Origin of the sequence: Streptomyces sp. NL15-2K (assembly GCF_030551255.1) — a bacterium.
Lineage (GTDB): Bacteria > Actinomycetota > Actinomycetes > Streptomycetales > Streptomycetaceae > Streptomyces.
Map to the genome: position 1 here is coordinate 7,622,480 of NZ_CP130630.1, position 26,555 is coordinate 7,649,034.

Annotated in this window: 27 protein-coding genes; 14 read left to right on the plus strand and 13 right to left on the minus strand. The window is 70.6% G+C overall.

The annotated features are described in order from the left end of the window. Positions 1–95: 95 nt before the first annotated feature. Positions 96–899, minus strand: coding sequence for an enoyl-CoA hydratase-related protein (locus Q4V64_RS34505; RefSeq protein ID WP_124439323.1), 804 nt, complete (start codon positions 897–899; stop codon positions 96–98). 390 nt (positions 900–1,289) lie between these two features. Between Q4V64_RS34505 and Q4V64_RS34510 the strand changes: the two genes are divergently transcribed. Beyond that, positions 1,290–1,457 carry a DUF3117 domain-containing protein gene (locus tag Q4V64_RS34510; RefSeq protein ID WP_179382345.1) on the plus strand — a complete coding sequence of 56 codons (168 nt, stop codon included), beginning with the start codon at positions 1,290–1,292 and terminating at the stop codon, positions 1,455–1,457. A 162-nt stretch (positions 1,458–1,619) separates the two neighbouring features. Here the strand turns inward: Q4V64_RS34510 and Q4V64_RS34515 are convergent, their stop codons facing one another. Continuing rightward, on the minus strand, positions 1,620–2,318 hold the full coding sequence (locus Q4V64_RS34515) for an O-methyltransferase (RefSeq protein ID WP_124439322.1): 699 nt from the start codon (positions 2,316–2,318) through the stop codon (positions 1,620–1,622). A gap of 235 nt (positions 2,319–2,553) precedes the next feature. Here Q4V64_RS34515 and sigE point away from each other — a divergent pair, with 235 nt between their 5' ends. The 5 genes from sigE to Q4V64_RS34540 all read left to right on the plus strand — a co-directional run bounded on the left by sigE (position 2,554) and on the right by Q4V64_RS34540 (position 7,718). Then, entirely contained in the window at positions 2,554–3,255 is a 702-nt protein-coding gene (gene sigE / locus Q4V64_RS34520; RefSeq protein WP_124439321.1) for an RNA polymerase sigma factor SigE, read from the plus strand. After that, a complete protein-coding gene (locus tag Q4V64_RS34525) occupies positions 3,252–4,247 on the plus strand; it encodes a zf-HC2 domain-containing protein (RefSeq protein ID WP_124439320.1) in 996 nt (331 codons plus the stop codon). The genes sigE and Q4V64_RS34525 overlap by 4 nt, the downstream gene beginning before the upstream one ends. Before the next feature lie 108 nt (positions 4,248–4,355). Continuing rightward, complete coding sequence (locus tag Q4V64_RS34530; protein WP_124439319.1) at positions 4,356–6,158, plus strand: trypsin-like peptidase domain-containing protein; 1,803 nt, start codon at positions 4,356–4,358, stop codon at positions 6,156–6,158. Positions 6,159–6,402: 244 nt separating this feature from the next. Next, on the plus strand, positions 6,403–6,843 hold the full coding sequence (locus Q4V64_RS34535; RefSeq protein WP_124439318.1) for a sec-independent translocase: 441 nt from the start codon (positions 6,403–6,405) through the stop codon (positions 6,841–6,843). Positions 6,844–7,061: 218 nt separating this feature from the next. Beyond that, positions 7,062–7,718, plus strand: coding sequence for a hypothetical protein (locus Q4V64_RS34540; protein ID WP_172629128.1), 657 nt, complete (start codon positions 7,062–7,064; stop codon positions 7,716–7,718). An 80-nt stretch (positions 7,719–7,798) separates the two neighbouring features. On the opposite strand, the gene Q4V64_RS34545 is transcribed toward Q4V64_RS34540, so the two are convergent. From Q4V64_RS34545 to Q4V64_RS34555, 3 genes are read right to left on the minus strand one after another with little or no spacing between them, the layout of a single operon-like run. Beyond that, complete coding sequence (locus Q4V64_RS34545; protein WP_124439316.1) at positions 7,799–8,932, minus strand: Mrp/NBP35 family ATP-binding protein; 1,134 nt, start codon at positions 8,930–8,932, stop codon at positions 7,799–7,801. 43 nt (positions 8,933–8,975) lie between these two features. Beyond that, positions 8,976–9,584: a DUF1003 domain-containing protein gene (locus tag Q4V64_RS34550; protein WP_124439315.1), complete on the minus strand. Its 609-nt coding sequence runs from the start codon at positions 9,582–9,584 to the stop codon at positions 8,976–8,978. Next, positions 9,574–10,878: a CBS domain-containing protein gene (locus Q4V64_RS34555; protein ID WP_124439314.1), complete on the minus strand. Its 1,305-nt coding sequence runs from the start codon at positions 10,876–10,878 to the stop codon at positions 9,574–9,576. Before Q4V64_RS34555 ends, Q4V64_RS34550 begins: the two co-directional genes overlap by 11 nt. A gap of 235 nt (positions 10,879–11,113) precedes the next feature. Between Q4V64_RS34555 and Q4V64_RS34560 the strand changes: the two genes are divergently transcribed. Further along, on the plus strand, positions 11,114–11,869 hold the full coding sequence (locus tag Q4V64_RS34560; protein ID WP_124439313.1) for a hypothetical protein: 756 nt from the start codon (positions 11,114–11,116) through the stop codon (positions 11,867–11,869). A gap of 43 nt (positions 11,870–11,912) precedes the next feature. Here Q4V64_RS34560 and Q4V64_RS34565 read toward each other — a convergent pair whose 3' ends face one another. Together Q4V64_RS34565 and Q4V64_RS34570 are read right to left on the minus strand one after the other, a co-directional pair. After that, on the minus strand, positions 11,913–12,428 hold the full coding sequence (locus Q4V64_RS34565; protein ID WP_124439312.1) for a hypothetical protein: 516 nt from the start codon (positions 12,426–12,428) through the stop codon (positions 11,913–11,915). 23 nt (positions 12,429–12,451) lie between these two features. After that, complete coding sequence (locus tag Q4V64_RS34570; protein ID WP_124439311.1) at positions 12,452–13,567, minus strand: magnesium and cobalt transport protein CorA; 1,116 nt, start codon at positions 13,565–13,567, stop codon at positions 12,452–12,454. A gap of 466 nt (positions 13,568–14,033) precedes the next feature. On the opposite strand from Q4V64_RS34570, the gene Q4V64_RS34575 reads away from it, so the two are divergent. Further along, entirely contained in the window at positions 14,034–14,630 is a 597-nt protein-coding gene (locus Q4V64_RS34575) for a suppressor of fused domain protein (protein WP_124439310.1), read from the plus strand. Between the two features lie 41 nt (positions 14,631–14,671). Here Q4V64_RS34575 and Q4V64_RS34580 read toward each other — a convergent pair whose 3' ends face one another. Continuing rightward, the gene (locus tag Q4V64_RS34580; RefSeq protein ID WP_124439309.1) at positions 14,672–15,907 is read right to left on the minus strand and encodes an MFS transporter; all 1,236 of its coding nucleotides are present in this window, start codon (positions 15,905–15,907) and stop codon (positions 14,672–14,674) included. Between the two features lie 159 nt (positions 15,908–16,066). Between Q4V64_RS34580 and Q4V64_RS34585 the strand changes: the two genes are divergently transcribed. From Q4V64_RS34585 to Q4V64_RS34595, 3 genes are all read left to right on the plus strand, one after another. Beyond that, complete coding sequence (locus Q4V64_RS34585) at positions 16,067–16,705, plus strand: DUF6758 family protein (RefSeq protein WP_124439308.1); 639 nt, start codon at positions 16,067–16,069, stop codon at positions 16,703–16,705. Positions 16,706–16,920: 215 nt separating this feature from the next. Next, positions 16,921–17,778: a PHP domain-containing protein gene (locus tag Q4V64_RS34590; RefSeq protein WP_124439307.1), complete on the plus strand. Its 858-nt coding sequence runs from the start codon at positions 16,921–16,923 to the stop codon at positions 17,776–17,778. A 61-nt stretch (positions 17,779–17,839) separates the two neighbouring features. Then, positions 17,840–18,445: a MarC family protein gene (locus Q4V64_RS34595; RefSeq protein WP_124439306.1), complete on the plus strand. Its 606-nt coding sequence runs from the start codon at positions 17,840–17,842 to the stop codon at positions 18,443–18,445. A 91-nt stretch (positions 18,446–18,536) separates the two neighbouring features. On the opposite strand, the gene Q4V64_RS34600 is transcribed toward Q4V64_RS34595, so the two are convergent. Further along, on the minus strand, positions 18,537–18,689 hold the full coding sequence (locus Q4V64_RS34600) for a hypothetical protein (RefSeq protein WP_095749063.1): 153 nt from the start codon (positions 18,687–18,689) through the stop codon (positions 18,537–18,539). Positions 18,690–18,916: 227 nt separating this feature from the next. Here Q4V64_RS34600 and Q4V64_RS34605 point away from each other — a divergent pair, with 227 nt between their 5' ends. Beyond that, positions 18,917–19,810 (plus strand): NYN domain-containing protein, encoded by an 894-nt coding sequence (locus tag Q4V64_RS34605; protein ID WP_124439305.1) that lies wholly within the window; start codon positions 18,917–18,919, stop codon positions 19,808–19,810. 9 nt (positions 19,811–19,819) lie between these two features. Here Q4V64_RS34605 and Q4V64_RS34610 read toward each other — a convergent pair whose 3' ends face one another. Further along, positions 19,820–20,689: an alpha/beta hydrolase gene (locus tag Q4V64_RS34610; RefSeq protein ID WP_253266871.1), complete on the minus strand. Its 870-nt coding sequence runs from the start codon at positions 20,687–20,689 to the stop codon at positions 19,820–19,822. 122 nt (positions 20,690–20,811) lie between these two features. Next, a complete protein-coding gene (locus tag Q4V64_RS55415; RefSeq protein ID WP_124439303.1) occupies positions 20,812–23,334 on the minus strand; it encodes a DEAD/DEAH box helicase in 2,523 nt (840 codons plus the stop codon). A gap of 468 nt (positions 23,335–23,802) precedes the next feature. Here Q4V64_RS55415 and Q4V64_RS34620 point away from each other — a divergent pair, with 468 nt between their 5' ends. Beyond that, the gene (locus tag Q4V64_RS34620) at positions 23,803–24,558 is read left to right on the plus strand and encodes a ferritin-like fold-containing protein (RefSeq protein ID WP_348540814.1); all 756 of its coding nucleotides are present in this window, start codon (positions 23,803–23,805) and stop codon (positions 24,556–24,558) included. Positions 24,559–24,675: 117 nt separating this feature from the next. Beyond that, positions 24,676–25,629, plus strand: coding sequence for an IS481 family transposase (locus Q4V64_RS34625; RefSeq protein WP_303708863.1), 954 nt, complete (start codon positions 24,676–24,678; stop codon positions 25,627–25,629). 52 nt (positions 25,630–25,681) lie between these two features. Here the strand turns inward: Q4V64_RS34625 and Q4V64_RS34630 are convergent, their stop codons facing one another. Further along, positions 25,682–25,951 (minus strand): hypothetical protein, encoded by a 270-nt coding sequence (locus Q4V64_RS34630; protein ID WP_124439297.1) that lies wholly within the window; start codon positions 25,949–25,951, stop codon positions 25,682–25,684. A 230-nt stretch (positions 25,952–26,181) separates the two neighbouring features. Beyond that, positions 26,182–26,409: a DUF3107 domain-containing protein gene (locus tag Q4V64_RS34635; RefSeq protein WP_062711803.1), complete on the minus strand. Its 228-nt coding sequence runs from the start codon at positions 26,407–26,409 to the stop codon at positions 26,182–26,184. Between the last annotated feature and the right edge of the window lie 146 nt (positions 26,410–26,555).

A 26,555-nucleotide genomic window follows, 5' to 3' on the forward strand; every position in this document is an offset into this window, starting at 1 on the left:
CGGGGCTGATCCTCGCCTTGCCACGCACCGCCTTGCCACGCACCGCCTTGCCACGCACGCCCCGGCGGCTCACCGCGCTCGCTGCTCCCGGCGGCTCACCGGCCCAGATACTTCGGCTTCTCCTTGTTCACGAAAGCCCGCACCGCGATCGCGTGATCCTCGGAGGAGCCGGCCCGCGTCTGCAGCTCGTCCTCCTTCTCCAGGGTCTGCGCCAGGGAGTGGGACAGCCCGTAGGCGACCGCCTCCTTGATCGCCCCGTATGCCACCGTCGGCCCCTCGGCCAGCGCCCGCGCCACCTTCTCCGCCTCGCCGCGCAGCTCGCCCGCCGGTACGACCCGGCCCGCGATCCCCAGCTCGTAGGCCTCCTGCGCGTTGACGCTGCGCGGGAAGAGCAGCAGGTCGGCCGCCCGGCCGGGCCCGACGACCCGCGGCAGCGTCCAGGAGATGCCCGAGTCGGCGGTCAGCGCCACGCCCGCGAAGGACGTGTTGAAGGCCGCCGTGTCCGCCACCACCCGGTAGTCCGCGGCCAGCGCGAAACCGAACCCGGCCCCGGCCGCGACCCCGTTCACGCCGGCCACCACGGGCTTCGGCATCCCGGCCAGCGCCTTCACGATCGGGTTGTAGTGCTCCTTGACCGTGCTCATCGTCTGCCCCGTACCGTTCTCCCGGTCGGCCGCCAGCAGCCCGATGTGCTCCTTGAGGTCCTGCCCCACACAGAACGCCCGCTCCCCGGCCGCGGTCAGCAGCACCGCCCGTACGGCGTCGTCGGCCGCCGCGGCCCGCACCGCCTCCCGGAGCGCGACCTTGGCCGCGATGTTCAGCGCGTTCATCGCCTCCGGGCGGTTCAGCGTGATCGTCGCGAGTCCGTCGCTCACCTCGTACAGCACGGTGTCGGCCATGGCGTGTCCCCTCCGGTGTCGCGGCTCGGACGTACCCGTCGGTACGTCCCGTGTCCGTCCCTGTTTCCGAAGGACAGCATGGCGGAGATCACGGTCCAGGGACCGGACCGGACGTGTGACCTGCGTCAAAGAATTCCGGAACCCATCCGGTCGGCGGATCTCCCTGCGGCGGCGCAGTATCGCAGTCACATCGCCGAATTGAGTGGTTTTGCTCGCGCGCGTTGCTCAAGCGATGCCGACTGATGTTGGTCATCGGGTCCTGAGATGCGGGATAATGGCTTGGAAGCAATGTGTTCGATGCCGGTGTCGCGTGTCCCACGCTATGGACCGCGCCTGCCCTCCAGGGCCGTCGGCTTTGACTATGAGCTGGTTTCAGGAAGGGGAACGAGCATGGCGGCCATGAAGCCGCGAACGGGTGATGGCCCGCTCGAGGTGACCAAGGAGGGGCGGGGCATCGTCATGCGCGTTCCGCTCGAAGGCGGCGGTCGACTCGTCGTCGAGCTGACCCCTGACGAGGCCCAGGCACTCGGCGACGAGCTCATGAAGGTCGCCGGCTGACGCGGCAGCGTCCTTACCCCTTCAACTGCCCCGGCACCGCACGCGGTGCCGGGGCAGTTGTTTTTCCCGGGGTATGGCTCAGCTGTTTGTCCGGTGTTTTCCCGGTTTCTCGTCCCGTTTTTATCCGATTCGGTACGGCTTTTTGTCCGAGCGGTACGGCTGTCAGCGCTTGACCGCGCACAGCAGTCCGTCACCCACCGGCAGCAGTGACGGCAGCAGGTCCTGGCTCTCGCGCACCGCGCGCAGCAGTTCCCGCAGCCGCAGGACCTCCGTGGGCTGCGGCCCCGAGTCCACCGTCCGGCCGTTGGCGAAGACGCCCTCGAAGACGACGAGCCCGCCGGGGCGCAGCAGGCGCAACGATTCAGCGAGATAGTCCAGGAACTCCAGGCGGTCGCCGTCGCAGAAGACGAGGTCGTAGCCGACGTCCGCGAGCCGGGGCAGCACGTCCAGGGCGCGGCCCGGGATGAAGCGGGCCCGGTTGCTGGCGAAACCGGAGGCACGGAAGGCCTGGCGGGCGAACTGCTGGTGCTCCGGCTCGGGATCGACCGTGGTCAGGACGCCGTCCGGCCGCATGCCGTGCAGCAGGTGGATCCCGGAGACGCCGGTACCGGTACCGATCTCCGCGACCGCCTTGGCGCCCACGGTGGCGGCAAGCAACCGCAGCGCCGCGCCCGTGCCGGGCGAGACCGAGCGCAGCCCCGCCTCACGGGCCCGGTCCCGGGCCCAGCGCAGCGCGTCGTCCTCGGCGACATAGGCGTCGGCGAACGCCCAGCTCGTCTGCCGGTTGCCGGTAATGACCCTCTCCTGTCCCCGTGGTTGCCTGGGCGTGACTGTATCCGTTGGTGCCGGGAACCCGCAGATGGGACCGCGCGTTTAGAGGGGGAGAGACGCGAGCGGGGGGACACGGTTGGATCACGACGACGAGCGGGCGCTCGAGCAACTGCTGACGCAGCCGCCCGAGCCGTATCAGCCCAGATCAAATTCTCGTAAAACCGCTTATCCGGAGCTAACGGGCGAGGTGGCTATGGTAGGGGCTCCACTGGACACCACCAGAGCCGACAGGGGAGGTGCGGCCGCGCCCGGAGATCGGGGAGGAGTGCTGCGGCGCTTCCTCGGATCGGCGGGCAGGCCGAAATCCGTGAACGACACCGCTGCTGACCACAGCCACGCCGCTGTATACGCCCAGACCGCGACCTTCTCCACCGACGCGGACGGGCAGGCGTGGACTCCGCCCACCTGGGAGGAGATCGTCAGCACGCACAGCGGCCGGGTCTACCGGCTCGCTTACCGACTGACGGGCAACCAGCACGACGCCGAGGACCTCACACAGGAGGTCTTCGTCCGCGTCTTCCGCTCCTTGTCGACGTACACGCCGGGCACCTTCGAGGGCTGGCTGCACCGCATCACCACCAACCTCTTCCTGGACATGGTCCGCCGCAAGCAGCGCATCCGCTTCGACGCCCTCGGCGAGGACGCGGCGGAGCGCCTGCCCAGCCGCGAACCGTCGCCCCAGCAGGTCTTCAACGACGCGCACTTCGACGCCGACGTCCAGCAGGCCCTCGACACGCTCGCGCCCGAGTTCCGCGCCGCGGTCGTCCTGTGCGACATCGAAGGCCTGTCCTACGAGGAGATCGCCGCGACCCTGGGCGTCAAGCTCGGCACGGTCCGGTCCCGGATCCACCGCGGCCGCTCGCAGCTGCGCAAGGCCCTCGCGCACCGCTCGCCGGAGGCCCGGGCCGAACGCCGCTCCTTCATGGCCCGTGTTCCCGCGCTGGGGGGAGGGGGCGCGACCGCGTGAGTGGATCACGGCCCGAACCCGGCGAGGCACGCCTCGCGGAGCAGCACCTGGGAGACCGACTCGCCGCCCTGGTGGACGGCGAGCTCGGTCATGAGTCGCGTGAGCGCGTCCTCGCGCATCTGGCCACCTGCGCCAAGTGCAAGGCCGAGGCCGACGCACAGCGCCGACTGAAGAACGTCTTCGCGGAGGCCGCCCCGCCGCCGCCCTCCGAGAGCTTCCTGGCCCGACTCCAGGGGCTTCCGGCAGGAGGCGACCCGGACGGCGATGACGACTCGCCGTTCGGCGGGGCGGGATTCGCCGGCGGCCTGACCGGGCGGCCCGGTGTCACCGGCGTCTTCGGCCTGAAGCGCGGCGAGCGCTTCGAGTTCGACTACGTCCCTGCCCGTCCGCATGGCCCTGTTCTGCCCTCCTCGGCGAACCGTGGCTTCCGTATCCACGACGTCAGCCGTCACGAGGCCGAGCGGTCGGCCTCGCGCGGGATGCGGTTCGCGTTCGCCGCCGCCGGCGCGGTGTCCCTGGCCGCGATCGCCCTGGGCGGTGTCAGCACGGTCGCGCCCGGCGACACGGCCGCGGACGCGCGGGGCGGATCCGGCGCCGGAAGCAATGTCACCCCGGCGCGCACGCAGGGCACGGGCGCCGCCACGACGCCCGAGAGCCGGCGCCGTGGGACCGGCCCGCTGCTAGCGCAGGGCCAGGGACACGGAGGGGCGCTCGGTGCCCCGGTCGCCCCGACCGAGGTGTCCGCACCGCTGCTGCCGGGCGTACCGGCGCCTGCGGCGGGCGAGGAGGCCGTCCACTCGCTGACCGCTCCCGTAATGGCCGGCGCGGCCGCCATGTCGCCCCTGATACGTCCGCTCAGTGCCACCCCGCCGATCACTCTGACCGCGTGGTCGACGACCCCGGACCTCCAGGCCCCCGGCCTGCTCGCCGGACCCGTCCCCGACAGCACCTCCGCACCGTCGCCGTCCGCTTCCTCGGGCACCGCTCGCTGACCGGTCTCTGCGCCGCGGCGCGCGAACCTGGTTGAATCCAGGGGAGTCGACGAACCGCGGCCGGCGCCGACGAGCCATGCCGGGGCAGGCCGTGACGGTGGGGAGAGCATGAACGAGGGGAAGCCCACGAGGGCGGGGGGAGCCGTGCCGGTGCCCGACGAGGTGGCGCCGGGCGGGACGGAGACATCGGACGACACCGGGGCGGGCGACCGCACCGGCACGTCCGACGGCGACTTCGAGCTGAGGGCTCCGCAGGACGTGACCTCCACGGACGTGACCTCCACGGAGGGCGACTTCGAGCTGAGCCGGCCGCATGCGCGTCCGGGGGCGGGAGCAGCGGGTACGCCGGTGGACGATGCGCGGATGACGGCGTCCGAGGGCGCGTCTACCGGAGAGAACGTTTCCGCGACGGTGGCTGAGCGTCCTGCCGGGCCCGTAGCGCCCGCCGGTGACCGCCCCAGGCCCCTGCACGACCCCGACCCCTACAGCACCCCGCCGTACGGCGAGCCGGGCCCCTGGGCACCCGCGCCGCCCGTGCAGCACCCGGCGACCACGCCCGCGCACGGCACACCGGCCCCGACGCCGCCTCCGCGGCACGCTGCGCCGACGCCGACGCCGACGCCGACGCCGACGCCGACGCCGACGCCGCCTCCAGCCCCACCCCAGTCACCGTCTCCCACCGCCCCCTCCCCAACGCCCGCTCCGCTCCCTTCCACCCCCTGGCAGAACTACGACCCCTGGGCCCCGGTCCCCGCACCTCTCCAGCAGAACGGCGCGGCGGTCGCGAGCACGGATCAGCGGCGCAGACGGACCCGGAAGGGCCTCGTCGGGGCGGCCGTGCTGCTCGCCCTCGTCTCTGGGGGCGTCGGTGGGGTCGTAGGGGCGCAGCTGGAGCGCAATGGCGGCGTGGGGGCCGTGGAGCTGCCGCAGGCCGGTGTGGAGTCGGCCGGGCGGCCCGCGGACAGTGTGGCCGGGATCGCCGCGCGGGCCCTGCCCAGCGTGGTGACCCTGCATGTGGCCGGCTCCGAGCAGCAGGGCACGGGCACCGGATTCGTGCTCGACGCTCGCGGTCACCTCCTCACCAACAACCACGTCGTGGAGCCCGCCGGGTCCGACGGCGAGATCACCGTGACCTTCCACAGCGGGGACACGGCCAAGGCCACCGTCGTCGGGCGGGACAGCGGCTACGACCTCGCCGTCGTGCGGGTGAGCGGCGTGAGCGGGCTCAAGCCCATGCCCCTCGGCAACTCCGACAACGTCCAGGTCGGCGACCCCGTCGTCGCCATCGGCGCGCCCTTCGACCTGGCGGGCACCGTCACCTCCGGCATCATCAGCGCCAAGGAGCGGCCCATCACGGCCGGCGGCGAGAGCGGGGACGCGAGTGACGTGTCGTACGTCGACGCGCTGCAAACCGACGCGCCCATAAATCCCGGCAACTCCGGCGGACCGCTCCTCGACTCCAGCGCCCGCGTCATCGGCATCAACTCCGCCATCCGCTCCGCCGGTGACGGCGCCGACTCCGGCGGTGGGCAGTCCGGCTCGATCGGCCTCGGTTTCGCCATCCCAGTCAACCAGGCCAAGCGCGTCGCCGAGGAGCTGATCAACACCGGCAAGGTCACCCACCCGGTGATCGGCGTCACCCTCGACATGGACTACGCGGGCGACGGCGCGCGCGTGGACGGCAAGGGCAGCGACGGCGGCCCGGCGGTCACCGTGGGGGGACCCGGCGACAGGGCCGGCATCGAGGCCGGCGACGTCATCACCGAGGTCGACGGCGCGCGCGTCCACTCCGGCGAGGAGCTCATCGTCAAGACCCGGGCCCACCGCCCCGGCGACCGCCTCGAACTCACCCTGGAGCGCGACGGCAAGGAGCGGAAGATCTCGCTGGTGCTCGGGTCCTCCGATGGCTGAGCGGCCGGGGGCAGGGCGGCCGAGCAGGACCGAGACTCACAGAAATGTCACAGAAGAGGCCCCTTCCGACGCCCTCTCATGCGTCCCACTAGGCAAACAACCCGGAAAAGCCCACACATACCCGCATTCGGAGGCCTCGGGACAGTACCGGTCGTACGGGATCGCCGGGTACCGTGGATCCGGCCCGGACCACGGAAGACCCGCACAGACCACCGAGGGCCGAGGACATCGCAAGGAGCTTCAGGTGTTCAATGACATAGGACCGCTCGAGCTGGTGACGCTCGTTGTCCTCGCCGTGCTCGTCTTCGGCCCGGAAAAGCTCCCGAAGCTCATCCAGGACGTCACGCGGACCATCCGCAAGATCCGTGAGTTCTCCGAGAGCGCCAAGGAGGACATCCGGCAGGAACTCGGCCCGGAGTTCAAGGACTTCGAGTTCGAGGACCTCAACCCCAAGACGTTCATCCGCAAGCAGCTGGACAACGACGAACTGGGGCTCAAGGAGATCCGCAACGGCTTCGACCTGAAGAAGGAGATGGCCGAGGTCACGGACGCCGTGCACGGCCGTGAGTCGGAGTCGTCCGGGTCCTCGGGTTCCTCCGGGTCCTCCGGCGCCCGCGTCGACATGACCAAGAAGCCCGAGAGCCCCGGCGACGACCGTCCGCCGTTCGACGCGGACGCCACCTGAGCGATAGTCACGCACCCCCGTACGTGATGCTTTTCATACTCCTCACGCGCCCCGGTACGGCCTGAACGCGCCCCCTTGAGCGACCCACGCGCCCGGTGGTTTCCCGGCTGCTCGCAGTGGTGTGGCTATGCTGCCGAGTTGTTGTGCGGACCGGACGAGTACGCCCGAAGGGGGGTGGGCCGTCTCGGTTCGACGAGAGCAAGGAGGCGTCCGGGCACATGGAGACGACGAGTCGGGCAGTCGCGCAGACGCCGGCCGCGGAGGGCGGACAACAGGTCCCCTCCGCCCGGCGCACGGTGGACGGCTACCTGCTGGCGCCCTTCCCGTGGTACGGCCTCGACGAGGCCTTCACGGGGCCGCGCTGGCTGATGCAGGTCGGTACGGCGGCCGACGGGGCCGTCGAGCACGGGTCGATCGGGCACGGTGACGAGCCCTCCGTACGGAACGAGGCGACGGAGGACAAGGAGAAGTTCGCGGTGGTGGTGACCGTCGCCGCGAATCCGTCCCGGAGGAGCGCGGACGGTACGGGGCTGCTGGAGGCCACGTCGGTGTCCTCGGCGGCCTGGCTCGCCGGGGTGGGGCTGCTGTCCTTCACCTGGCCCGGCCAGATGGACCACTCCCTGCGCGACGACTGGCTGGAGCAGCAGACGGAAACGGCGTGGGCCCTCGCGGACGACCTGGACGGTGCGGACTGGTCGACGCTGTCCCTCCCCGTGGACGGGGTACCGACGCCGTTCCACTACCGCGAGTCCGAGTTCGGCTGGGTCCTGGCCGGGTCGACGCAGGAGGGGGTGCACGTGGGGGCGTACGGGAGAGGCATGAGCGCGTACGGACTCGGCTTCGCCATGATCAAGGACATCTCGGCGTACGCATAGCCCGGCGATACGACTGGCCGGTGATACGACGAGAGGGCGCCGTCCGCGGAGACGACGCCCTCCTCGTCGTAGAGGAAGTTCTAGAACTTGTTCCTCGGGGTGATCCCCAAGGACAGTCCCGAAAGCCCCCGCTGCCGTCCTCCCAGCTTCCCCGCGATCGCTCGCAGCGCGGAGCCCGCCGGGGAGTCCGGGTCCGTCAGGACCACCGGCTTGCCCTCGTCGCTGCCCTCGCGGAGGCGGACGTCGATGGGGATGTTGCCGAGGACGGGGACGGACGCACCCGTCGTGCGCGTGAGGCCGTCCGCCACCGCCTGGCCGCCGCCCGTGCCGAAGACGTCGACCATCTCGCCGCAGTGCGGGCACGGGAGACCGGACATGTTCTCCACCACGCCGACGATCTTCTGGTGCGTCTGGACCGCGATGGAGCCCGCCCGCTCGGCCACCTCGGCGGCGGCCTGCTGAGGCGTCGTCACGACCAGGATCTCGGCGTTCGGCACCAGCTGGGCGACCGAGATCGCGATGTCGCCCGTGCCGGGGGGCAGGTCGAGCAGCAGGACGTCAAGGTCGCCCCAGTACACGTCCGCCAGGAACTGCTGGAGCGCGCGGTGGAGCATCGGGCCGCGCCAGACGACCGGGGCGTTGCCGGGGGTGAACATGCCGATGGAGATGACCTTCACGCCGTTGGCGGAAGGCGGCATGATCATGTTCTCGACCTGGGTGGGGCGGCCATCGGCGCCGAGCATGCGCGGCACCGAGTGGCCGTAGATGTCGGCGTCGACGACACCGACCTTCAGGCCGTCGGCCGCCATCGCCGCCGCCAGGTTCACGGTCACCGACGACTTGCCGACACCGCCCTTGCCGGAGGCGACCGCGTACACGCGCGTGAGCGAGCCCGGTTTCGCGAAGGGGACCTCGCGCTCGGTCTGGCCGCCGCGCAGCGCGCTCGTCAGTTCCTTGCGCTGCTCGTCGCTCATCACGTCCAGCGTGACGTCGACGCGGGTGACGCCCTCGACCCGCGAGACCGCCTCCGTCACCCGCTGCGTGATCGTGTCGCGCATGGGGCAGCCGGAGACCGTCAGGTACACGGCGACCGCGACCGCTCCGTCCGCACCGATCTCCACCGATTTGACCATCCCGAGTTCGGTCAGGGGGCGGTTGATCTCGGGGTCGTTCACCGTCGCCAGTGCTTCGCGCACCGCGTCTTCCGTAGCCATAAGGACGATGGTACGGCGCTGCACAGGGGCCCCGGTAAGTCCGTCACCGGTCGTCTGCGTCACGTCGCCGTGACCGTTCTGCCGTAACCGCGTGGAATGCGCTGTGCTCGTGATGGCCGTCCCGGCGCCCCTCCAGCTCCTTGACCATGTCCTGCAGCTCGGAGCGGATCCAGTCGCGGGTGGCGACCTCGCCGAGACCGATGCGCAGGGCGGCGATCTCCCGGGTCAGGTATTCGGTGTCCGCGATCGACCGCTCGTTCTGCTTGCGGTCCTGCGCCAGGTCGACCCGGGCGCGGTCGTCCTGCCGGTTCTGCGCGAGCAGGATCAGCGGGGCCGCGTAGGAGGCCTGGAGGGACAGCATCAGGGTCAGGAAGATGAAGGGGTAGTTGTCGAAGCGCAGGTCATGCGGTGCGAAGACGTTCCACAGCACCCACACGACGACGACGACCGTCATCCAGACCAGGAACCGCCCGGTGCCGATGAAGCGCGCGACCCGCTCCGAGAGCCGTCCGAAGGCCTCCGGATCCCACTCGGGCAGGATCCGTCGCCGCGGCGGACGCGGCTGGTCCAGGCGGGGGGTGCGGGGGCGGGTGGTCGCCGTCGCGCCCGCGGGCATCCGCTCGTGGGTGCCGGTCTCGTGCTCAGGCGCCATGGGAGGCCACCCCCTCGGCCCCTTGGATCCCCTGGTCCTCGTCCAGGTGGAACTCCGTCTCCCGCCAGTCCTCGGGCAGCATGTGGTCCAGTACGTCGTCCACGGTCACCACGCCCAGCAGCGACCCCGAGTCGTCGACGACGGGCGCCGCGACCATGTCGTACGCCGCGAAGAACCCGGCGACGACCGGCAGCGCCGCGTCCGGTTCCAGGTGCTGCGGGTCGTCGTCGATGACCGCGCTGACCAGCGTGTACGGCGGCTCGCGCAGCAGGCGCTGGAAATGGACCGTGCCGAGGTACTTGCCGGTCGGGGTCTCGTCGGGTGGCCGGCAGACGTAGACCTGGGCGGCGAGCGCGGGGGACAGGTCGGGGTTGCGGACGCGGGCGAGCGCGTCGGCGACGGTGGCGTCGGGCCGCAGCACGATCGGCTCCGTCGTCATCAGACCGCCGGCCGTGCGCTCCTCGTACGCCAGCAGGCGCCGCATGTCGGCCGCGTCCCCGGGCTGCATCAGGCTCAGCAGCCGCTCCTGCTCCTCCTCCGGCAGTTCGGAGAGCAGGTCGGCCGCGTCGTCGGGGTCCATGGCCTCCAGGACGTCGGCGGCACGTTCCTCCTTCAGCTTGCCGAGGATCTCGATCTGGTCGTCCTCCGGCAGCTCTTCGAGTACGTCGGCGAGGCGGTCGTCGTCGAGGGCGGCGGCGACCTCGGCGCGCCGCTTGGGAGAGAGGTGGTGCAGCACATTGGCCAGATCGGCGGGGCGCAGCTGCTCGAAGGTGGCGAGCAGGTTCTCGGCGCCCTGCCCCTGCTCCTCCAGGGAGAAGCCGGTGACCGCGGACCACTCGACGGTGAGGGTCTCTCCCTTGCGCCTGAAGGCGCCGCTCTTGCCGCCCTTGCGGACGAAGACCCGGTCGATCTCCCAGTCCCGGCGGGCCGGCAGCTGATGCACCGCCAGGTCGAGGACGGTGACCTCCTCGCCGGTCTCCACCAGCGTGACGCGCCGGTCCAGGAGCTCACCGAAGACGAGCCGCTCGGTGGGCCGCTGCTCGAAGCGGCGGACGTTGAGCACGCCGGTGGAGATGACCTGGCCCGACTCGATGCTGGTCACCCGGGTCATGGGCAGGAAGATGCGGCGGCGCGTGGCGAGTTCGACGACCAGCCCGAGCAGGCGGGGCGGCCGCCGTCCGACGCGCAGCATGACGACCAGATCGCGCACGCGCCCGACCTGGTCACCGGTCGGATCGAAGACGGCGACGCCGGAGAGATGCGAGACGAAGATCCGGGGGGCGCCCGCTGCCATGGCTGTGCTTCCTTTTCGTGCGGGATTCGTGCTGAGGAGCTGTGGGGGTCGCTGGGTGGACCTCTTGGGGGATCTGTGTTCCGAATTGCCCGCTCGGGTGGGCTTCAGGCTAGCCCGTCCCGATCGGATACGCCCTGGTGAGCGGTCCGGACGGTCTGGCTCCGCCGCGGGTGCACGGCACCGGTACGCTGCCGTACGCCGCTGAAGGACCCTTGTCAGAAAGGCAGCGCCACCTGTGACTGCGATTCCCCGGCGCCGTACCGGCAGGGCCGCCCTGATGAGCGCGATCTGCGCCCTGGTCGTGACGGGGACGGGCCTGACGGGGTGCAGCGAGGACCCGGACGCGGGCACCAACGGGGTCGGCAAGTTGCCGGCCGACCAGATCCAGTCGAAGACGCGCGCGGCAGCCGGCGCGGCCGGCGCCGTACGGCTCTCCGGGAACGTGGTCGTCGGCGAGCGCACATACCGGCTCGACATGCGCCTGAAGTCCGACGGCGCCACCGGCTCGGTCACCGCCCAGGAGACGACCTTCCAGTTGCTGCGGGTCGGCGAGCACCTCTTCCTCAAGGCCGACGCGGACTTCTGGACGGACGCGGACGGCAAGGGCGACGGCTCGGACGCCGACGCGGCGGCCGCCGACAAGCTCGACGGCAAGTATGTGAAGGTGCCGCAGGGCGACCCCTCGTACAAGAAGTTCAGCGGTTTCACGGACAAGGACCTCCTCTTGGACGGTCTGCTGACGCTGCACGGCACGGTGGACAAGGACGGCCACCACGAGCAGGCGGGCGTCCGCACCATCCGCATCGCCGGCGCCGACGGCTCCGGCGGCACGCTCGACATCTCCCTGGAGGGCAAGCCGTACCCGCTCCGCCTGGTACGGGCGGGCGGCGCGGGCACGCTGACCTTCTCGGCCTGGGGCAAGGACTTCGCCCTGAAGGAGCCGGAGAAGGACGAGACGGTCGACTACGGCAAGCAGCTGCCGACGTCCTAGACGGCGTCCTGGAAGTCCTGGGCGTCCAGGACTTCCCGTGGGGCTACCGCCGCCGCTTGCGCTTCTTCATGAGCAGCCGCGGCAGCCCCGCCGGAATCGGCTGACGCGTCGTCGCCGGCGTCGGCAACGGTGCCTCGGCCAAGCGGTCGGCAGGCAGGGGCGTCGTCGTCCCCGTCGGCTCCAGGCGGAGTACCCGGCATTCGCGGGCCCAGCGCTCCGTCATGGTCTCGGCGTCGGGGGCGTTCAGGCGCTTGCCCTTCAGCTCGGCGACCGCCGCCTCCCACGCCTCGGAGCCCGGCGCGAGTTCCACGACCTTCGCCGCCCACGACACCAGCCGGCCGCCCTTGTCCTTGCTGCGGACCGTGACCTCGGCTTCGGTGCCGTCGGCCAGCCCCGGCAGCGGCTGCTCGCCGGGCCCGTCGCCGACCAGGCAGGCCGCGCCCTCGTGCCAGACGTGCCACAGGGCGCGCGCCGGGCCGCCGGGACCCTTGACCCAGATGAGGCCGGACTTCTTCGTGGCCTCCTCGACGAGGGCCTGGTCGAGCAGCTCGCTTGTCATGAGCCCAGCCTATCCAGGCGCCTTCACAGCCAGCCGTTGCGCTTCAGCGTGCGGTGGATGCCCAGACACAGGACCACGGTGATGCCCATGATCGCCGGGTAGCCGTACTTCCAGTGCAGCTCGGGCATGTGATCGAAGTTCATGCCGTAGACCCCGCACACCATCGTCGGTACGGCGATGATCGCGGCCCACGAGGTGATCTTCCGCATGTCCTCGTTCTGCGCGACGGACGCCTGCGCGAGGTTGGCCTGGAGGATCGAGTTGAGCAGTTCGTCGAAGCCGATGACCTGCTCCTGGACGCGGGCGAGGTGGTCGGCGACGTCCCGGAAGTACTTCTGGATGTCCGGGTCGATCAGCCGCATCGGACGCTCGCTCAGCAGCTGCATGGGCCGCAGCAGCGGGGAGACGGCCCGCTTGAACTCGAGCACCTCGCGCTTGAGCTGGTAGATCCGCGCCGAGTCCACACCGCGCGAGACCCCGCCACGGTCCGGCGAGAAGACCTCGGTCTCCACCTCGTCGATGTCGTCCTGCACGGCGTCGGCGACCGCGATGTAGCCGTCGACGACATGGTCGGCGATCGCGTGCAGCACCGCCGAGGGGCCCTTGGCGAGCAGCTCGGGGTCGTCCTGGAGCCGGTGCCTGAGCGCCCGCAGCGAGCCCTGTCCGCCGTGCCGGACGGTGATGAAGAAGTCCCGTCCGGTGAAGCACATGACCTCGCCGGTCTCGACGACCTCGCTGTTGGCGGTGAGCTGGTCGTGCTCGACGTAGTGGATGGTCTTGAAGACGGTGAACAGGGAGTCGTCGTACCGCTCCAGCTTGGGCCGCTGGTGGGCCTGCACCGCGTCCTCCACGGCCAGCGGGTGCAGCCCGAACTCGCTCGCGATACCCGAGAATTCGGCCTCCGTCGGCTCGTGCAGGCCGATCCACACGAAGCCACCGTCACGGCGCACCACGCGCATCGCCTCGTGCGGGGTCAGCGGCTTGTCCATCCGCACGCGGGCCCCGTCGCGGTAGACGGCGCAGTCGACGACGGCGGAGGGCGTCGAGGGGTCGCGGGTGGTGTCGTACGCGCCGGTGTCCTTGCGCAGGGAGACGCGGGACGGGCGGACCACGGCACGCAGGTCGCGGATCATCGACATGGCAGGCTCCTTCGTGACAGGCAACGAAAGGCCGCCGACGACGGGTGAAACTACCCGGAATGGGGACGTCCTGACTGCGGATGTTTGGCACGTCCACAAAGCGGGGAGCACCGCACCGTCGCGGTGGCGAGCTTCGCTACTGATACAGCTGTGGATACAGCTCAGACAGATCAGGCAAAACGAAACGAAGCGCTCTTCCGCGGTGAAGCGAGTGCGAGAGGTGGCAGCCAGCCAGAGCCAGAGCAGCTACATCAGCGGCGGGAAGAGCGGGTGCTACTGCACGGTCGACTTCGGTCCATTGCAGCCCCACCTCCTCCGGCCGGTCCCTCGTAAGGGAGTTCCTTCGGCGTCGGGGCTTGATCGCGACGCTTCTGCGTGCTGCCCCGAACCACCGGCCAAGAGTATCAGCCGACTGCGGTGTCAAGGCGCTCGTTTGCCCGGTACTGACGAGTTCTATGCTCGCGGCATGGCTGATGTTCTTCCTCTGGTCGAGGCCCGGTTGCGTACCGCGCTGGGCGAACCGGACGCGCGCGCGGCGGTCACCTTCCTGGGTACGGACCGCATCGAGGTGCTGCGTTTCCAGGACACCGGACAGGAGGCAGCCGTCGTGCGTTACGCCACGCTGGGGATGTCCGCCCAGCCGATGAGCGACCCCACCGCGGTGCTCGCCGACCCGGTCAAGGGCCCGCGCGCCGAGCTGATCCTTTCGGTGCGCAGTGGTGTGGTGGACACCGACAAGGTGCTCCGCCCACTCGCCGTGCTCGCCGCGTCCCCGCAGGTCGAGGGCGTGATCGTGGCACCCGGTGCCTCCCTCGACGTCGGCGAGCCGCTGTGGCCCGGCGCCCCGTTCACCTCGGTCCTGGTCGCCGAGCCGGGCGGCCTGGTCGAGGACCTGGAGCTCGACGAGCCCCTCGATCCCGTGCGGTTCCTGCCCCTGCTGCCGATGACCCCGAACGAGGCCGCCTGGAAGCGCGTGCACGGCGCCCAGGCGCTCCAGGAGCGGTGGCTGACCAACGGGACGGACCTCCGGGATCCGACCCGGAAATCCGTCCCGCTGGACTGACCCCCGCGTGAGGAAGGTCACCGACCGGTGGCCGAAAAGCGTCAGTTGGCGAAGACGGTCACGCCGTCCTCGGTCGCGTGCTCCGGCTCCAGCTCCTCCGCCTCGTGGGTCAGTGCCTTCCGCCGTACGCCGACCACCAGCGCGCCCACGACCGCGGTGACCGCCGCGACCACGAACGGGATGTGGATGTCGGTCCACTCCTCGATCTTCGGCGCGAAGTAGGGCGCCGCGGCGGCCGCGAACCACCGCACGAAGTTGTAGCCCGCGCTCGCGACGGGGCGCGGCGCGTCCGAGACGCCCAGGGCCAGCTCCGTGTACACCGTGTTGTTCACGCCGATGAAGGCACCGGACAGGATCGTGCAGACGATGGCGGCGGTGTGGCCGCCGTATCCGAGGACGAGCACGTCGATCGCGAGCAGCACCAGCGAGCCGCCGAGCACCTTCAGCGAACCGAACCGCTCCTGCATGCGCGGTGCCACGATCACCGAGAAGACGGCGAGCAGCACGCCCCAGGCGAAGAACACCGCCCCCGACTTGTACGGCGTCAGGTCCAGCACGAACGGCGTGAAGGCCAGCACGGTGAAGAACGTGTAGTTGTAGAAGAACGCCGAGACCGCGGCGGAGGCGAGGCCGCCGTGGCCGAGCGCCTTGACCGGGTCGAGGAGTGAGGTCTTGCGGGCGGGCTTCGGCTGCTCCTTCAGGAACGCCGTGATGCACAGGAAGCCGACCGCCATCAGGAACGCGGTGCCGAAGAAGGGGTAGCGCCAGCTGGCGTCACCGAGCAGCGCGCCCAGCAGGGGGCCGCAGGCCATGCCGAGGCCGAGGGCGGACTCGTACAGCAGGATGGCGGCCGCGCTGCCTCCCGCCGCCGCGCCGACGATGACCGCGAGGGCGGTGGAGACGAAGAGGGCGTTGCCCAGTCCCCAGCCGGCCCGGAAGCCGACGAGTTCGCCGACGGAGGTCGACGTCCCGGAGAGCCCCGCGAAGACCACGACCAGCGCGAGGCCGAGCAGCAGGGTCTTGCGGCCGCCGATGCGGCTGGAGACGAAGCCGGTGACCAGCATCGCGATCGCGGTGATGAGGAAGTATGAGGTGAAGAGCAGGGAGACCTGGCTGGCGGTGGCGTTCAGGCCCGAGGCGATGGACGGCAGGATCGGGTCGACGAGTCCGATGCCCATGAAGGCCACGACGGACGCGCCGGCGGTCGCCCACACGGCCTTCGGTTGCCGCAGGATGCCGCCGGCTCCCGCGTCGAAGGGGTCCTGGCTTGCTCCCATCACGTTCTCCTGTCCCGACGAAGATAGTTGGTATATGCACATAATAAGTTAGGGTGCCTAATTAATGCAATCTACATGTGGTTTCGGCCGGTGAAGGCTTCCGTCCGGACGGGTGATCGTCCTTGACGTGGCGGAGCAGGGGTAGGACCGTGGGGCTCTATGAGGGGCGAACCCAGTTGCCCGAAGTGTGGTGGCCGGGTCAGGGCTCCCGGACTCTTCGCCGATACCTGGCAGTGCGATGCGCATGGCACCGTGCATCCGGTGCAGCCCGTGATCCCGCCCAGCGTCGAGGCCCTCGAAGTCGTGGTGCACCGCACGCACGTGCCGGTGTGGATGCCGTGGCCGCTGCCGGTCGGCTGGCTGTTCACGGGCGTGGCCTGCGCGGGCGACGACCGCAGCGGCGGGCGCGCCACCGCCGTGGCCTGTTCCGGACCCGGACCGCTCGGCGGCATGGGCGAACTGATCCTGGTGGCCGAGGAACTCGGCGTCGGCCTCGGCGCCCGGTACGCGGGCATCGACGGCCCGGATCCGGGGCCGTACATGAGCGTGGAGAAGCCGCCCCAGGCCAAGGTCCTGGCCGCCGGTCGCCCGACCCCGCTCTGGCACGTCTCCGCCACGCCCGACCGCGCCGTCTTCGCGGGCGAGGCGCTCGGGATGTGGCTGTGGGCGGTCGTGTGGCCCGAGCAGTCGGGGCTGCTGATGTACGACGAGCTGGTGCTGACGGATCTGCGGGATGCGGGGGCGGAGGTGGAGTTGGTGCCGTGCGGGGCGTTGTCGCCGCGCTTGCTCGAGCCGTAGCGGTTCGTCGTGGGGGTGTGGTTTCGAGAGCGGCTGCGGGTTGTCTTGGGCTGGTCGCGCCCACGCGGCGGAGCCGCAGATCGATACAGCCCCGCGCCCCTTCAGGGCGTTGTTCGTAGGGGGTGCACTGGTGCTGCGGGTGTGACAGGGAAGCTCGAAAGTCTGGTTATCCTTGAGCGGTCCCTTCCGTTTCGTTGCCGTCTGGAGTCCGCGTCGTGCGCATTGATCTGCACACTCACTCCACGGCTTCAGACGGTACGGACACCCCCGCCGAGCTCGTGCGCAACGCCGCCGCGGCCGGTCTGGACGTCGTCGCGCTGACCGACCACGACACCACCCGCGGACACGCCGAGGCGGTCGCCGCGCTGCCGCGGGGGCTCACCCTCGTCACGGGTGCCGAGCTGTCGTGTCGTATCGACGGCGTGAGCATGCACATGCTGGCCTACCTCTTCGACCCCGAGGAGCCGGCGCTGCTCGCCGAGCGCGAGCTGGTGCGGGACGACCGGGTGCCTCGGGCACGCGGCATGGTGGCCAAGCTTCGGGCGCTGGGCGTGCCCGTGTCGTGGGAGCAGGTGGCGCGGATCGCGGGTGACGGCTCGGTGGGGCGCCCGCATGTCGCGACCGCGCTCGTCGAGCTGGGCGTCGTACCGACCGTGAGTGACGCGTTCACGGCGGACTGGCTGGCCGACGGCGGCCGGGCCTTCGTGGAGAAGCACGAGACCGACCCGTTCGAGGCGCTCCGGCTGATCAAGGGTGCCGGCGGGGTCGCGGTGTTCGCGCACCCGGCGGCCGCCAAGCGGGGCCGTACCGTGCCGGAGTCCGCGATCGCGGAGATGGCCGCGGCGGGCCTCGACGGCATCGAGGTCGACCACATGGACCACGACCCGGACACGCGCGCGCGGCTGCGGGGCCTGGCCAAGGAGCTGGGGCTGCTGACGACCGGGTCCAGCGACTACCACGGCAGCCGGAAGACGTGCGTGCTCGGGGAGAACGTGACGGATCCCGAGGTGTACGGGGAGATCACGCGGCGGGCGACCGGGGCCTTCCCGGTGCCGGGGGCCGGCGGGTTCTGAGGCTCACGCCCTCAGCTCGCCCGCCCATGCTCGCTCCCTTCTCCGCAAGGTCTCCTCTGTCATGTTCGACCTCGCCGTCTTCGGCTCTCTCTTCCTGACCCTTTTTGTCACCATGGATCCCCCCGGGATCACCCCGATCTTCCTCGGCCTGACCGCCGGCCGGCCCGCCAGGATCCAGAAGCGGATGGCGTTCCAGGCCGTCTGTGTGGCCGGTGGCGTCATCACCGTCTTCGGGCTCCTCGGGCACCAGATCCTCGACTACCTGCACGTCTCCGTGCCCGCGCTGATGATCGCGGGCGGGCTGCTGCTTCTGCTGATCGCGTTGGACCTGCTCACCGGCAAGACGGACGAGCCGAAGCAGACCAAGGACGTCAACGTCGCCCTCGTACCGCTGGGCATGCCGCTGCTGGCCGGGCCGGGCGCGATCGTGTCGGTGATCCTGGCCGTGCAGAAGGCCGGCAGTGTCGCGACGCAGGTGTCGGTGTGGTCGGCGATCCTCGCCATCCATCTCGTGCTGTGGCTGGTGATGCGCTACTCGCTGCTGATCATCCGGGTCATCAAGGACGGCGGCGTGGTCCTGGTGACACGGCTCGCGGGCATGATGCTCTCCGCGATCGCAGTGCAGCAGATCATCAACGGGGTCACCCAGGTGGTGCGGGGAAGCTGAGTCCGTTTCATCGGTACTCCGGTACGCGCAGAGCCCCCGTACGGCATCGATGCCGTACGGGGGCTCTGAAACCTGTATGAGGATCCTGGCGTTACGAGGCCGAGGTTTCGGCCGGCCGGATCCACAGCCGCTGTCCTATCGAGGCAGCCTGCTGAACGATACGGTTGACGGAGGCGGCGTCCACAACGGTGCTGTCCACGGGCGTGCCGTCGACGTCGTCGAGTCGCATGATTTCGAAGCGCAAGGCTTCTCCCTTCGTCTGGTCATCCTCCTGAGGAGAACTACTTGGCGGATGGCCCACGGAGCGTCCATGCCCCGGGTTCCGTATGTAGTCAACGGGCTGCGTGTTACAAACATTCCCTACGCTAAAGAAAATTTTCGAACGGCTAATTACTGACCGGTTAGGTACTTGAACAGGACTGACCGGGACCGGTTGTGTTCGCAGCGTGACCGCCGGGACAATGGGAAGCGATGAACGACGACCTCGCGGCCCTCAGCGCCCGCATCGACCGCACCAACGAGCTGCTCCAGCGCATGCTCGCCGAGGTGGCGAAGACGCCCTCGACGCATGCGATCTTCGTCGACGCGGGATACCTGTACGCGGCCGCGGGACGACTCGTCGCCGGGACGGAGGACCGCCGTGCCTTCGACCTGGACACCGAGGGGCTCATCGAGGCGCTCATCGACCGGGCCCGCACGATCTTCGCGGACAGCCGGCTGCTGCGGGTCTACTGGTACGACGGCGCGAGACGCCGCATCCACACGGCCGAGCAGCAGTCGATCGCCGAACTCCCGGACGTGAAGGTCCGGTTGGGCAACCTGAACGCGAACAACCAGCAAAAGGGCGTCGACTCCCTGATCCGCTCCGACCTGGAGTCCCTCGCCCGCCACCGCGCCATCAGCGACGCGGCGCTCCTCGGCGGCGACGAGGACCTGGTCTCGGCGGTGGAGGCGGCGCAAGGGTACGGCGCTCGCGTCCACCTGTGGGGCATCGAGGCGGCGGAGGGCCGCAACCAGGCCGAGCCCCTGCTCTGGGAGGTCGACAGCCAGCGCACCTTCGACCTCGACTTCTTCAAGCCGTACGTGTCCCGGCGCGCGGCCCCGGTGTACGAGGCGACGGCGACCCGCCCCACCCGCGAGGACGTCCGTTTCGTCGGCGCGCAGATCGCGGCGAAGTGGCTGGCGGCGAGGGGCCGCGACTCGCTGGTGGAGCTCCTGCCGGGTCACCCGTATCTGCCGGGTTCGGTGGACCAGGACCTGCTGGTGGAGGCGGAGAGCATCCTGCAGTACTCGCTCCGCGGCCAGGCGGACCTGCGCCGGACCTTGCGGGACGGCTTCTGGGAGCACCTGCAGACGCTGTACTAGCCGTAGCCGCTACTTGTTCGCGCTGTCCCAGAAGTCGGCAAGGGCGCGGGCGGTCGGGAGCGGCTGGTCGATGTTGGGGGAGTGTTCGGCTCCCGGGACGACCGTCCGGCGCGCCCCCAGCCGTACCGCCATGCTGTCGAGCAGCGTCACCGGCCACGTGTCGTCATGGGCGCCCGACAGGACGTGGAACGGGAGCGGAACGGCGGCGAGTTCGGCGACGCGATCCGGCTCGGTGCACAACTGGCGGCCCGTGGCGAGAAGTTGTGCGGGCTTGTTGCCCAGCCAGCGGCGGCGCAGCTGCTCCACGCCGCCGATGCCGCGGGCCGGGCCGCCGACCTCCTCGGGCGGTCCCATGGCCAGGATGGCCTGCCACACCTCGGCCATGCTCATCACGGCGAGCGCGTCCCGCAGCAACTTCACGCGCTGCTGCTGGGAGTCGGAGATCTGTGCCGGACCCGACGCCACGAGGGTGAGCGAGCGGAAAGGGGAGTGGTCGAGCAGGACGGCGGCTCGGGCGATCTGCCCGCCGAGGGAGTGCCCCAGCAGATGCACGCGCGTGCCGAGGGCATCCGCCTGAGCGAGCACGTCCCGCGCCAGTTCCTCCTGGGCATAGGCGGCTTCGTCGTCCTCGGGCCCATCGGACTCGAACTGCCCACGCCCGTCCACGGCGACGACACGGTACCCGCGCGCGGCAAGCGGCTCGTGCAGCAGCGAGAAGTCCTCCTTGCTCCCCGTGAACCCGGGCAACATCAGGGCGACACCCTTGGGTTCGACACCGGCGGCCACGGGGGAGTCGACGACGGCGAACTCACCGCGGGGGGTACGCAGTCGGTAGGCACGGGCGCCGGGGGGTGGGGCGAAGACGGGCTGGCTGCTCACGGGGGGAGGGTATCGGGTGGGCATAGGCCCGGGGGTCCAGGGGGCGGAGCCCCCTGGCAGCTCCCAGAAACGCCGAAGACCCGGCCCACACAAGGTGAACCGGGCCGTCGGACGGCAGTACATCAGCTCTCCGCGGACTCCGTACCCGCCGCGGCCTTACGGACCCGCCGCACCTTGGGCTTCACCTCGGCCGTCTCCCCCGACGCTTCCGCCGCCACCGTCGCCTTACGGGTACGACGCCGCGGCGCAGCCTCCGGCTCCTGCGCGGCGGCCTGCGCCGGAATGTCGGCCGCGAGGCCGGAAGCCGCAGGCGCGGCGGCCTTGCGAGTGCGTCGACGCGGCTTGGTCTCGGCGGCCTCCACAGCCTCCGCGTCCGTCGGCGCCGCCACCTTGGCAGCAGCGGCCTTCCGGGTGCGACGCGGCTTGGCCTCAACACCCTCGGCGCTGTCGACGGCAGCCTCAGCAGCCTCAACAGCCGCCGCGGTCTTCCGCGTACGCCGCGGCTTGGCCGCCGCCGTACCTTCCGCACCCTCGGCGGTGTCCACGGCGGCTTCAGCCGCAGCAGCGGCCTTCCGGGTACGGCGCGGCCTGGTCGCTTCGGCCGGCTCCGGCGCCGGCTCCTGAGCCGTCTGGGCCGGGATCTCGGCCGTAACAGCGGCGGCGGACTCCACAGACTTGCGCGTACGGCGACGCGGCTTGGCCTCCGCGGCCTCGACGGTGTCGAGAGCGCCCTCGGCGGCGGCCGTGGCCGCAGCCTTGCGCGTACGGCGACGCGGCTTGGTCTCCTCCGCAGCCTCCGCACCCTCCGCAGCCTCCGCGGTGCCAACGGCAGCCTCGGCGGCCGTCGTAGCCTTCCGGGTCCGGCGACGCGGCTTGGCGACCGGAGCCTCCGGCTCCGACACAGCCGAAACCGCTGCCGACTCTGCCGCTTCCGCCACCACCGAAACCGGCTCCGAAATCTCCGGTGCCGTCGGCTCGGACGCCGTGGACTCGGCCGAAGTGACCGTCGCTGCCGCGGACTTGCGCGTCCGGCGGCGGCGCGGCTTGGCCTCCGCGCCTTCGAAGGACTCCGTGCCCTCGAACGGCTCCGCAGCCGTACCCTCGGCCGTCGCCACGGCGGACTCCGCGGCCTGAGGCGTCGCGGTCACGACGTCCGCTGCCGGCACCGCCTCCGCCGACGCTGCGCCGCGCGTGCGGCGACGGCGGCGCGGGGTGCGGGTCGAAGTGGCGTCCTCCGCCGAGGTGGTCTCCTCGGGCGTGACCGCCTCGGAGGGCGCCATCTCGTCCAAGGGCGACCCGCCGCGCGTACGACGGCGGCGGCGCGGCGTACGCGCCGAACGCTCACCGTCGGCCGACCGGGACTCGTCCCGGCCGCCCCGGCCATCTCGGCCACCCCGGCCGCCTCGGTCATCGCGACCGCCCCGGTCACCGCGACCGCGCCCACCGCGGCCGCCCGTCTCGCCCAGGTCCTCCAGCTCCTCCGCACCGAGCCCGGCACGCGTGCGCTCGGCGCGCGGCAGGACGCCCTTCGTGCCCGCGGGGATGTTCAGTTCCTCGAACAGGTGCGGGGAGGTGGAGTACGTCTCCGGCGGGTCGTTGAACTTCAGGTCCAGCGCCTTGTTGATCAGCTGCCAGCGCGGGATGTCGTCCCAGTCGACGAGTGTGATCGCGATGCCCTTGGCGCCCGCGCGGCCCGTACGGCCGATGCGGTGCAGGTACGTCTTCTCGTCTTCCGGCGACTGGTAGTTGATGACGTGGGTCACGCCCTCGACGTCGATGCCACGGGCGGCGACGTCGGTGCAGACGAGGACGTCCACCTTGCCGTTGCGGAAGGCCCGCAGGGCCTGCTCACGGGCGCCCTGGCCGAGGTCGCCGTGGACCGCGCCGGAGGCGAAGCCGCGCTGCTGGAGCTGGTCGGCGAGGTCCGCCGCCGTGCGCTTCGTACGGCAGAAGACCATGGCCAGTCCCCGGCCGTCGGCCTGCAGTATGCGCGCGACCATCTCCGGCTTGTCCATGTTGTGCGCGCGGTAGACGTACTGCGCCGTGTTCGCGACCGTCGCGCCCGCGTCGTCCGGCGCGGTGGCGCGGATGTGCGTGGGCTGCGACATGTAGCGGCGCGCGAGGCCGATGACCGCACCCGGCATGGTCGCCGAGAACAGCATGGTCTGGCGCTTCGCCGGAAGCATGTTGATGATCTTCTCGACGTCGGGCAGGAAGCCCAGGTCGAGCATCTCGTCGGCCTCGTCGAGGACGAGGCACTTCACGTGCTTGAGGTTCAGCTTCTTCTGCCCGGCGAGGTCGAGCAGCCGGCCCGGGGTGCCGACGACGACGTCGATGCCCTGCTTGAGGGCCTCGACCTGGGGCTCGTACGCCCGGCCGCCGTAGATGGCGAGTACGCGCACGTTGCGCACCTTGCCCGCGGTCAGCAGGTCGTTGGTGACCTGTGTGCACAGCTCGCGCGTGGGGACGACGACGAGTGCCTGCGGGGCGTCGGTGAGGGACTCGGGCTTGGCGCGCCCGGCCTCGACGTCGGCGGGGACGGTGACGCGCTCGAGGAGCGGGAGGCCGAAGCCCAGCGTCTTGCCGGTGCCGGTCTTGGCCTGGCCGATGACGTCCGTGCCGGAGAGGGCGACGGGGAGGGTCATCTCCTGGATGGGGAAGGGGTTGATGATGCCGACGGCTTCGAGGGCCTCGGCGGTCTCGGGAAGGATCCCGAGGTCTCGGAAAGTAGTCAGGGTGCTGCCTCTTCTGTGTGTGCGGTGCGAGGCGAGCTCGGGGGTCGTCTAGGACCGTGCTGGGGACGTCGACTGCCTTACGGGCGAGCCGTATGGCACGGGACCACTGCCGACGCTCTAGCGCTCGTACCGCTGAGGGTCCCCCTCCGGACTCCGTACGCACAGTGCCGTACGGACGGGGAGGGCTGTCGGGTCGGAGCCGATCGGGCCACCGACCGGGCATCCTCATAACGTGCGGCCCGTCGAGTACGTCAGAGTACTCAGCGGGCGCATTACCACCATACCCCGGATTCGCGCACATGCGATGGCCGATTTGGTCACGTAGTGGTCGTCACACTGATTGACCAGGTACTTCCGTCGCGCGGTGAGCGGGCTATTGTGCGCTTCATGACGAGCTCTGACAAGCCTGACAACGCCTCCGACGCAGCCGTGGAACACACCGGGGTCGCCGCCCAGGACTGGGCGCAGGCCTCCGCCGACCCGCAGTACCGTGCCGCGGTCGTGGACCTGCTCGGCGCGCTCGCGTACGGGGAGCTGGCGGCCTTCGAGCGACTCGCGGAGGACGCCAAGCTGGCGCCGACGCTGGCGGACAAGGCGGAGTTGGCGAAGATGGCGTCGGCGGAGTTCCACCACTTCGAGCAGCTGCGCGACCGGTTGACGGAGATCGGCGAGGAGCCGACCAGGGCGATGGAGCCGTTCGTCGCCGCGCTGGACGGCTTCCACAAGCAGACGGCGCCCTCGGACTGGCTGGAGGGGCTCGTCAAGGCGTACGTCGGCGACTCGATCGCCAGTGACTTCTACCGCGAGGTCGCCGCCCGCCTCGACGCGGACACCCGGGAGCTCGTCCTGGGCGTCCTCGACGACACCGGGCACGCCGGCTTCGCCGTCGAGAAGGTGCGCGCAGCGATCGACGCGGACCCGCGCGTGGGCGGGCGGCTCGCTCTGTGGGCGCGGCGGCTGATGGGCGAGGCCCTGTCGCAGTCCCAGCGGGTCGTCGCCGACCGGGACGCGCTGTCGACGATGCTCGTGGGCGGCGTGGCGGACGGCTTCGACCTCGCCGAGGTCGGTCGGATGTTCTCCCGGATCACCGAGGCACACACCAAGCGGATGGCGGCGCTGGGGCTGGCGGCCTAGCTGTTCTGTCCACGGAGGTTGGTGACAGCGATCACTGACGTGTGGTCTTGAAATGGGTGAGGGCCTTCTGGCTCGGTGTGGATTGCGACATCTACGCCGGACGACAGAAAGGCCCTCGTGCCCCACCGTAATGCACCCCTGACCGAGACCGGACGCCTGCGCCTGGCCCGCTGCGTGGTCGAGGACGGCTGGACCCTGCGCCGGGCCGCTGAGCGATTCCAAGTCTCGCCAACCACCGCACAGCGATGGGCCGACCGCTACCGCCGGCTCGGCGAGCCTGGCATGGCCGACCACTCCAGCCGCCCCCGCACCAGCCCGCGACGGACCCCGACCCGTACCGAGCGCAGGATCATCAAAGTCCGCGTACTGCGCAGGTGGGGGCCAGCACGGATCGCAGGCCTGCTCCGCCTGGTGCCGTCCACCGTGCACCGGGTGCTGACCCGCTACGGCCTGGCCCGCCTGACCCACCTCGACCGGGCCACTGGGCGCGTCATCCGTCGCTACGAACGTGCCAAGCCCGGCGAACTGGTCCACGTCGACATCAAGAAGCTCGGCAACATCCCCGACGGCGGCGGCCACAAGACCCTCGGACGCCAGGCGGGCCGCAAGACCCGGTCCGGCGCCGGCTACAGCTACCTCCACAACGCCGTCGACGACCACTCCCGCCTGGCCTACAGCGAGATCCACGCAGACGAGAAGAAGGAGACCGCTGTCGGCTTCTGGAGTCGCGCCCAGGCGTACTTCGCCACCTGCGGGATCACCGTCGAACGCGTCCTGACCGACAACGGCTCCTGCTACAAATCCCACCTGTGGCGAGACGCCCTGGCAGCAGCCGGGATCACGCACAAGCGAACCCGCGCCTACCGGCCGCAGACGAACGGCAAGGTCGAACGCTTCAACCGCACCCTGCTCGACGAATGGGCCTACGCCCGCCCCTACCGATCAGAGCAGGAACGACGCGACGCCTTCCCCAGCTGGCTGCACACCTACAATCACCACCGCGGACACACCGCGCTCAAGGGCCAACCACCCGCCAGCCGCGTCCCTAACCTCTCAGGGCAATACACCTAGCTCCTCTTCCGAGGCTTGGCGAGTTTGACGGTACGCCGAGGTCGGCGACGCCTCAGGCCGTCGCCGATCGTCGGCGGAGTGTTCCCGCGGGGCGCAGCAGCAGCGAGAGCGAGGCCGCGGAGACGATCGTCGCGCCGACGAGGTTCAGCAGGACGCTGCCCGCGTCCAGCGCGCTGTGTGTGAGGAAGGCGCCGAACAGGGCCCCGGCGATCCCGGTCGCGAGGACCAGGGAGCGCGCCGGCAGGCGGTGGGACAACCGGTGGATCGCCGCCCCCGCCAGTGCGAGACCGAGCAGAGCGGAGCCGAGCGCTTCCAAGAACATGTTGGGGTCCCTCCCACACGGCCACACTGCGCGTTACGGTCGTAGCCCGTCTTACCCGTGACCTGCGGAATTCAATCCTCGGCTGTGCGCTCCTTGTGCTCCATATGTGGAGAACGCAGGGGAGAAGCGCAGGGGATGCGCGCAGAGGGAGAAACACCTACGGAAAACCGAGAGGGCCCGGCGACGGAAAGTCGCCGGGCCCTCTCGTCGCGTATCGGCTACGCGTACGACTACAGCGCGCCGAAGCCCACCTTGCGCGGGGCCGGCTCACCGAGCTCGACGTAGGCGAGGCGGTCCGCCGGTACCAGGACCTTGCGGCCGTGCTCGTCCACGAGGGTCAGCAGCTGTGACTTGCCGGCCAGCGCCTCGGACACCGCCCGCTCGACCTCCTCGGCACTCTGACCGCTCTCCAGAACGATCTCGCGAGGCGCGTGCTGCACGCCGATCTTGACCTCCACGGCTATGTCCCTCCGACGGTCAGTGAAGTGCGCGACCTTCCGCGCCGTACTCCGCACACATTAGCCCGCGTGAGGGGACGTGCACGCTCCGGGCAAGAACGCCAGGAGCGAACAGCGGGCGGGAACAAACTCCCCGCACACGCGTG

What these genes read in the sequence shown, in the direction of transcription:
- Q4V64_RS34565 (WP_124439312.1), bottom strand. Translation starts at nt 12,428, where the DNA reads ATGACAAGCGAGCTGCTCGACCAGGCCCTCGTCGAGGAGGCCACGAAG.
- Q4V64_RS34630 (WP_124439297.1), bottom strand. Translation starts at nt 25,951, where the DNA reads ATGTTCTTGGAAGCGCTCGGCTCCGCTCTGCTCGGTCTCGCACTGGCG.
- Q4V64_RS34570 (WP_124439311.1), bottom strand. Translation starts at nt 13,567, where the DNA reads ATGTCGATGATCCGCGACCTGCGTGCCGTGGTCCGCCCGTCCCGCGTC.
- Q4V64_RS34555 (WP_124439314.1), bottom strand. Translation starts at nt 10,878, where the DNA reads ATGGCAGCGGGCGCCCCCCGGATCTTCGTCTCGCATCTCTCCGGCGTC.
- Q4V64_RS34575 (WP_124439310.1), top strand. Translation starts at nt 14,034, where the DNA reads ATGGCTGATGTTCTTCCTCTGGTCGAGGCCCGGTTGCGTACCGCGCTG.
- Q4V64_RS34510 (WP_179382345.1), top strand. Translation starts at nt 1,290, where the DNA reads ATGGCGGCCATGAAGCCGCGAACGGGTGATGGCCCGCTCGAGGTGACC.
- Q4V64_RS34505 (WP_124439323.1), bottom strand. Translation starts at nt 899, where the DNA reads ATGGCCGACACCGTGCTGTACGAGGTGAGCGACGGACTCGCGACGATC.
- Q4V64_RS34585 (WP_124439308.1), top strand. Translation starts at nt 16,067, where the DNA reads ATGAGGGGCGAACCCAGTTGCCCGAAGTGTGGTGGCCGGGTCAGGGCT.
- Q4V64_RS34540 (WP_172629128.1), top strand. Translation starts at nt 7,062, where the DNA reads ATGGAGACGACGAGTCGGGCAGTCGCGCAGACGCCGGCCGCGGAGGGC.
- Q4V64_RS34545 (WP_124439316.1), bottom strand. Translation starts at nt 8,932, where the DNA reads ATGGCTACGGAAGACGCGGTGCGCGAAGCACTGGCGACGGTGAACGAC.
- Q4V64_RS34530 (WP_124439319.1), top strand. Translation starts at nt 4,356, where the DNA reads ATGAACGAGGGGAAGCCCACGAGGGCGGGGGGAGCCGTGCCGGTGCCC.
- Q4V64_RS34580 (WP_124439309.1), bottom strand. Translation starts at nt 15,907, where the DNA reads ATGGGAGCAAGCCAGGACCCCTTCGACGCGGGAGCCGGCGGCATCCTG.
- Q4V64_RS55415 (WP_124439303.1), bottom strand. Translation starts at nt 23,334, where the DNA reads ATGACCCTCCCCGTCGCCCTCTCCGGCACGGACGTCATCGGCCAGGCC.
- Q4V64_RS34605 (WP_124439305.1), top strand. Translation starts at nt 18,917, where the DNA reads ATGAACGACGACCTCGCGGCCCTCAGCGCCCGCATCGACCGCACCAAC.
- Q4V64_RS34595 (WP_124439306.1), top strand. Translation starts at nt 17,840, where the DNA reads ATGTTCGACCTCGCCGTCTTCGGCTCTCTCTTCCTGACCCTTTTTGTC.
- Q4V64_RS34550 (WP_124439315.1), bottom strand. Translation starts at nt 9,584, where the DNA reads ATGGCGCCTGAGCACGAGACCGGCACCCACGAGCGGATGCCCGCGGGC.